A 6,515-nucleotide genomic window follows, 5' to 3' on the forward strand; every position below is an offset into this window, starting at 1 on the left:
ACGCCGCGCCGATCTCAGCGGAGGTTTCGAACTCGTGCCCGATGCCGCGCAGCTTGTCCGCCTCCGGCTGGGCGAGGAACCCGGGTTCGGCGTCGGTACTCGCTGAATTGCGCTGCGAGGCGCGGGGTTCCGCGATCGCGTCCACAAGGGACATTCCGCGGTCCAGCCTGCCGGTCAGCACCTGCAACACGGTGGTGATGATCGTGGCTCCGCCGGGGCTGCCGGTGGCCAGCAGCGGCTCGCCGTCCCGGAGCACGATGGTCGGGCTGATCGAGCTGCGCGGCCGCTTGCCGGGGCCGGGCAGGTTCGGGTCCGGCTCGCCCGGCGCGGCCGGGGTGAACGAGAAGTCGGTCAGCTCGTTGTTGAGCAGGAAACCGCGGCCAGGAACGGTGATCGCGCTGCCGCCGGTCTGCTCGATGGTCAGCGTGTAGGAGACGACGTCGCCGCTGGCGTCGGCGACGGTCAGGTGCGAGGTGTTCGGCCCTTCGTGGTGCTCGCCGCCGGGCGCGGTCGCCGGTGCGCAGCCACCCGGGTCGCGCGGGTTGCCGGCCGCGGCAGGGGCGGGCAGCACGGCGTCCGGAGTGATCAAGCAGGATCGGGAGTCGGCGAACCGCTGCCCGGTCAGCTCGCTCGTGGGCACGTCGGAGAACGCCGGGTCCCCGACCCAGCGGTCGCGGTCGGCGAACCCGAGTTTGCTCGCCTCCAGGTAGCGGTGCAGGTATTGCGCCTCGTCCAGCTCCGGCAGGTCGCTGCGCTCGAGGATGTTGAGCGCTTCGCCGACGGTCGTGCCGCCGGAGGCCGATGGCGCCATGCCGTAGACGTCCAGGCCGCGGTAGTCGACGTGCGTCGGCTCCCGGTCGACCGCGCGGTAGTCCCGCAGGTCGCGGGCGGTCATCCCGCCGGGCCGCACGTGCCGGCCCGCGGCCGGGTCGACCGGCGGGTGCTGGACGGTCGCGGCGACGTCCGCGCCGATCTCGCCGCGGTAGAACGGGTCGAGGCCCTGTTCGCCGAGCGTCCGGTAGGTATCGGCCAGGTCCGGGTTGCGCAGCACGGTGCCGGGCCGCGGCGGCTGCCCGCCGGGCAGGAACAGGTCCCGGGTGGCGGGGAACGCGCTGAACCGCTGCTGGTTCTGCGCGGTCTGCTGCCGGAAGGTCTCGTCGACGACGAATCCGTTGCGAGCGAGCCGTTCGGCCGGGCGCAGCACCTCGCCGAGGTCCTTGCGGCCCCAGTTGTCCAGCGCCTGCTGCCAGGTGGCCGGAGTGCCGGGCACGCCGACGCCGAGGCCGCTGGTGATGGCCTCGTCCTTGGGGATCGGCTTGCCGTTCTCCAGGAACAGGCCTTCGCCCGCGGCGGCCGGCGCGGTCTCGCGTCCGTCGATTGTGGACACCTTGCCGGTCTGGGCGTCGTAGTGCGTGAAGTAGCCGCCTCCGCCGATGCCCGCGGAATACGGCTCGGTGACGCCGAGCGCGGCCGCGACCGCGACCGCGGCGTCGGCGGCCGATCCTCCGCGGCGCAACACTTCGATCCCGGCACGCGTCGCATCGGAGTCCACACTGGACACCGCGCCGCCGCGGCCGACGGCCTCGGCCTTCTTGGGCGGGCCAGGCGCGGGAGCCGGTACCGCTTGCGCCATTGGTGCGAGCAGCGCGCACGACGCCAGCGCGGCCAACGTGCTGCGGACGATCCTTCGCTGCATGGCGCACCTCCGGTCTCGGTGATGCTCGCCACTGTGCCCACTGCCGATGCGCCGGACAACACGAACGGGCGAACCGTTTGCGGACTGAGATCGGCTTCGCCTGGAACCGCCCGGCGGAGTAGCCACCACGAGGGCAATTTGCCGGTGATCGTTCAGCCCAATGGACAAAATCGAAGATTCTCGGCAATCTCGGCGCTGCTGTGCGCGCACTGGGCGAAGCGCGCTTCCGGGAAGCGAACACCCTGTTCCTGCGGACTCCGCACTACCGCCCGCGACCGACGCACGGGCCGCGCCGGACCACTCGCCCGGCGCGGCCGCCCGCTCAGCCCTGCGGGACCAGCGCGTCCCCGTGGTACCGGCAGTTCGGCGCCCACAGCAGGTAGGACGGCATTCCGCCGTCCCGCGCCGCGTCGATCTGCGCGCCGACCTCGGCGGGCCCGTACTCCGCCCCGAGGCTGAAGTCCTGCAACCACGGGATGATCTGCACGTCGGTACCGGCCACCGCCTCGGAGAACTTCGCCAGCGAACGCCGCACGATGTCGTAGGGCGCGGAGTTCGGTTCGGCCACCCCGAACTCGCCCGGCCCCCAGTGCGACGGGTAGACCATCGGCGCGATGTAGTCCACGAACTTCGCCATCTGCGGGATGTCCTGGGCGATCTGCGTGGGCCGGTCCACCGAGATGCCGAACACCGAGGCACCCAGCAGCGCGCCCCGCGAGCGCACCGCGGTCTGGCTCTGGCGCAGGAACTCCGCGATCCCGGCTTCCGGCGTGGTGTTCAGCCCGGCGAAGCGCATCTTCTCGATACCGCCGTCGGGCCTGCGCACGTAGTCGTAGAGCACGTCGTCGAAGCCCAGCTCCGCGGCCTCCGCGGCGACGTCGATGTTGTACTGGCGCACCGCGGGATCGGCGAAGTTGGTGAACGCGTAGCCGCCGTACCCGCCGGTCCACGGCTGCCCGTCGGAGGTCTGCACGACCCGCTCCGGGTGCCCTTCGCGCCAGGACGCCTCGCCCAGCACCGGGTCCTTGAACGCGACCAGGCGCCCGACGACGCGCACGCCCATGCCGTGCAGCTGGTCGATCGCCTCGCGGGCGCTGTAGTAGTTCTTCACCGCGCCGATCCGGTTCGCCTCGGGCAGCTTCGAGTCGTACGGGATTTCGCCGCTCTCGTCCTTGATGTCGAGTTCGACGGTGTCGATGCGGCCTTGCCGCGCCATCTCCAGCACGGGTTCGCGCAGCTTGCCGCTGGTCCAGGCGAGCCCGGTCATGTGCACCGCGCGCATCCCGGGATGCTTGATGTGCACCGTCATCGTCTTCGCGGCGCGGTTGCCCGCGTCGTCGGTGGCCACGACCTGCACTTCGCGGTCCGGCCGGTCGACCACGGCGGAGAACGAGCCGTCCGGGCGCGGTGCGACCGGTTTGCCCGCAACGGTGACCTGCGCCGCGCCCGCGGCCTTGCCGCGCACCGTCACCGGTTCGCCGAGCCGCTCCGGGCGCAGCGAGTCCTCCACCGCCAGCTGCGGCGGCTCACTGTCCACTGTGAACTCCCGCGTGGTGCTGGTGGAACCGAGCCAGGACACCGAGCGCGGTGTGATGACCTCCAGCCGGTGCACCCCGTCCGGCGGAGATTGGGCGTGCACGGCGAGTTTTCCGGGCTGCTGCTGGACACCCACATGGCGGCCGTCGAGCAGCACTTGGGCCACACCGGGGTTTTCGGTGCGGATCTGAATGGATCCATCGGCAGCGGCGGCGGGAGTCACCGGGTGCTCCGGCAGGCCGTCCACTTCTACGTCCTCTGTGGACAGAAAGCGGAGCAGCAGGTACGCCGCCACGAGCAGCACGACGACGGCGGCTCCCACCAGCACCCACTGCGGAATCCGGTTGGTACGGCTGACTTTTCCGGCCCCGGCGGGGCCTTCGGAGACAGGTTCGGTCACAGCTTTCGCCTCCCCGACTTCGGCGAATCCGGACAACCCAACGTCACGTTACGTTGTCGGCTGTATGGCGCGCGCCACCCTTCCAGGTAGCGTTCGAAAGATCAATTAATCACTTGGAGTATCCACATCGGGCAGTTTCTCCACTAATGTGCGAGCCGATGTTGAGTGTGATCGAACGCACCTGCATCGCCGCGGCGGTCTCGTTGCTCGCCGTGTCCGGTGCCGCGTGCAGTGCTCCCGCAAGATCAGCCGACCAAGCCGCCGCCAAGCCACCGCCCGCCGCGCCACCGGCGCCGCCTCCGCCGCCCGCTCCGGAATCGGTTCATGCCAACGAACTCGGCGAAGTACCGGTGCTGATGTACCACCGGATCACGCCCGATCCGAGCAGCGTCTACGACCGCACACCGCAGGAGTTCCGCGCGGAACTGGAACGACTCAGCGACGAGGGCTACACCCCGATCACCGCGAGCGAGTACGCCACCGGGCGGATCGACGTGCCCGCCGGACGGCACCCGGTGCTGCTCACCTTCGACGACGGATCCACCGGGCAGTTCACATTGGACAGTGCTGGGCAGCCGGCGCCGGACACCGCCGTGCGGATCATGCTCGACACCGCCGCCGAGCATCCGGAGTTCCGGCCCACCGCGACGTTCTTCGTCTTCGACCCGCCGTTCGAGGACCCCGGCGGCAAGCGCACGCTGCCCTGGCTGCACGAGCACGGTTTCGAGGTCGGCAACCACACCCTCGAACACCCCAACCTGGGCAAGGTCGACTCGGCCGAGGCGCAGCACCAGATCGCCGGGATGCAGCGGATGATCGGCGAAGCGCTGCCGGACGTGCCGGTGCGGTCGCTGGCGCTGCCGCTGGGAATGCATCCTGACGACGAGCCGCTGGCCACCGACGGCACCGCGGACGGAGTCACCTACCACCACGACGCGGTGTTCCTGGTCGGGTCCAACCCGGCGCCGTCGCCGTTCGACGCCGACTTCGACCGCACCAGCATCCCGCGGATCCGCTCGCAGGCGGCCACCGGCGACGAGGCCGAGTACGGCTCGACGCAGTGGCTGGACAAGCTCGCCGCCCAGCCCGAACGCCGCTACACCTCCGACGGCGATCCGAACCGGATCTCCGCCCCGGCCGCGGCCGACACCGCCCCGGCACCGAACCTGCCGAACCTCTACCGCTACTGATCGCCCCGGCACTTCCCGGAGTGAACGGACAGCGCCCGAGCCGAAGACAGGCGGCGATCCGCTCACGCCCTGCGCTAGGCCGACACACCCGCACATCGCCCGGGCCGGGCCGGTTGCACCGAGCGAACGGACCGTTGGACCGAATAGACCGGGCCAACGGTCCGTTCATCTCGCTCGATGTAGGACGGGTTGAGCGATGTGCGGGCGTGTCGGCCGGAAGTGGGCGCACGCCAGGAAGGCGAACCGGCGGCCGGTCGGAGCCGGCGGGCGCACGTCGCGGGTTCAGAGCAATTCGAGCGGGTCGACGCGGACCCGGACGCTGTCGGCGGCGCGCTTGGTCTCGCGCACCGACTGCGCCTGGTACACGGCACTCGCCAGCGCGCGCCCCTCGGTGCGAGCCACCCGCACCAGGGCGCGTTCGCGTTCGGAGCCGCCGTCCTCGTCCACCTCGCCCAGCGGCACCGGACCGAGGATTTCCCCGCTTTCGGGCAGTTCCAAGTGATCGAGCAGGTCGGCGACCGCGTCCGGAGTGCCGTCCACCGCGGCCACCCGCATCGCGGGCGGGAAGCCGAGTTCGGCGCGCCCGGCCAGCTCCAGCGCCGCGTGCCAGGAAGGGTCCCAGCGCACCAGCGCCTGCACCGGTTGCAGCGAGGAGTCCGCCATGACGACCACCCGGCCGCCGTCCTCGCCGGGGCGCACCAGCGCGGCCGCGGCGAACCACAGCCGCAACGTCTCCTCGGCCGCGCGAAGTTCCGGGCGGGACAACAGGGTTCGCCCGTCCAGCAGCAGCGCGGCGCCGTAGCCGCCTTCGGCGACCGGCTCGGCGCCCGGCGTGCTCACCACCAGCGCGGGCTTCGCCGGAACCTTCTCCAGCATCTCGGAGCCGTCCGAGGTGCGGACGGTGACGTTGCTGAACGCCCGACCGAGTTCTTCGGCGGTGCGCCCGGTGCCGACCGCGATCGCCCGCAACTTCCGGGATCCGCACGAACCGCACCGGAAAGCCGCTTCCGCCGCCCCGCACCACCTGCACGCCGCGGGCCGGGGTGCGCCTTCCACGGTGCCGCCCGGCAGCCCCAGCGGACCCGCGCAGCGCCGGCACCGCGCCCGCTCCCGGCAATCCCCGCAGGCCAGCGCCGGCACGTAGCCGCGACGCGGCACCTGCACCAACACCGGGGCGCCCTGCTTCAACGCTCCCCGCGCGGCTTCGAACGCCACCGACGGCAACCGGGCGGCGTGCGCCGCCGGGTCGCGGGCGAGCTGCCGGTCGTCCTCGCCGATCGCGGTCACCCGCGGCGCGGACCGTCGAACCTGATCGCGGTGCGCGACGACCTCCTGCGCCCAGCCGGACTCGACCAGCAGCGCTGCCTCCGCGGTGCGCGCGAAACCGGCGACGAGCACACCGGCTCCGGCCGCGTGCGCGCGATGCGTGAGCACGTCGCGCGCGTGCGGATACGGCGAGAGCTGGTAGCTGTGCATCGCATCGCCGTCGTCCCAAACCACGGCGAGCCCGAGGTCGTGCACCGGCGCGAACATCGCAGCCCGGGTGCCGACGACGACCCGAACCGCGCCGCGCAGCACCGCCAGCCACCGCTTGTAGCGCTTCTCCCGGCCGAGATCGCCGGTGAGCGCGACGACCCCGGACTCGCCCAGCAACTTCGCGCAGGCGGCGTGCAGCCGCTCGACGTCGCGGAAG

General features: G+C 71.8%; 4 protein-coding genes. 1 reads left to right on the forward strand and 3 read right to left on the reverse strand.

From position 1 onward, the window contains the following. A partial coding sequence (gene ggt / locus IJH84_RS21760; protein WP_295148334.1) for a gamma-glutamyltransferase occupies positions 1-1,696 on the reverse strand: 1,696 nt, incomplete at its 3' end. Between the two features lie 322 nt (positions 1,697-2,018). Next, the gene (locus IJH84_RS21765) at positions 2,019-3,632 is read right to left on the reverse strand and encodes a putative glycoside hydrolase (RefSeq protein ID WP_295148338.1); all 1,614 of its coding nucleotides are present in this window, start codon (positions 3,630-3,632) and stop codon (positions 2,019-2,021) included. Between the two features lie 158 nt (positions 3,633-3,790). Here IJH84_RS21765 and IJH84_RS21770 point away from each other — a divergent pair, with 158 nt between their 5' ends. Further along, positions 3,791-4,822, forward strand: coding sequence for a polysaccharide deacetylase family protein (locus tag IJH84_RS21770; RefSeq protein WP_295148341.1), 1,032 nt, complete (start codon positions 3,791-3,793; stop codon positions 4,820-4,822). Positions 4,823-5,104: 282 nt separating this feature from the next. Here the strand turns inward: IJH84_RS21770 and IJH84_RS21775 are convergent. Then, on the reverse strand, positions 5,105-6,515 hold a 1,411-nt coding region (locus IJH84_RS21775; RefSeq protein ID WP_295148344.1), incomplete at its 5' end, for a primosome assembly protein PriA.

This window comes from Saccharopolyspora sp. (assembly GCF_017434145.1).
GTDB classification, from domain to species: Bacteria; Actinomycetota; Actinomycetes; order Mycobacteriales; family Pseudonocardiaceae; genus Saccharopolyspora_C; species Saccharopolyspora_C galaxeae.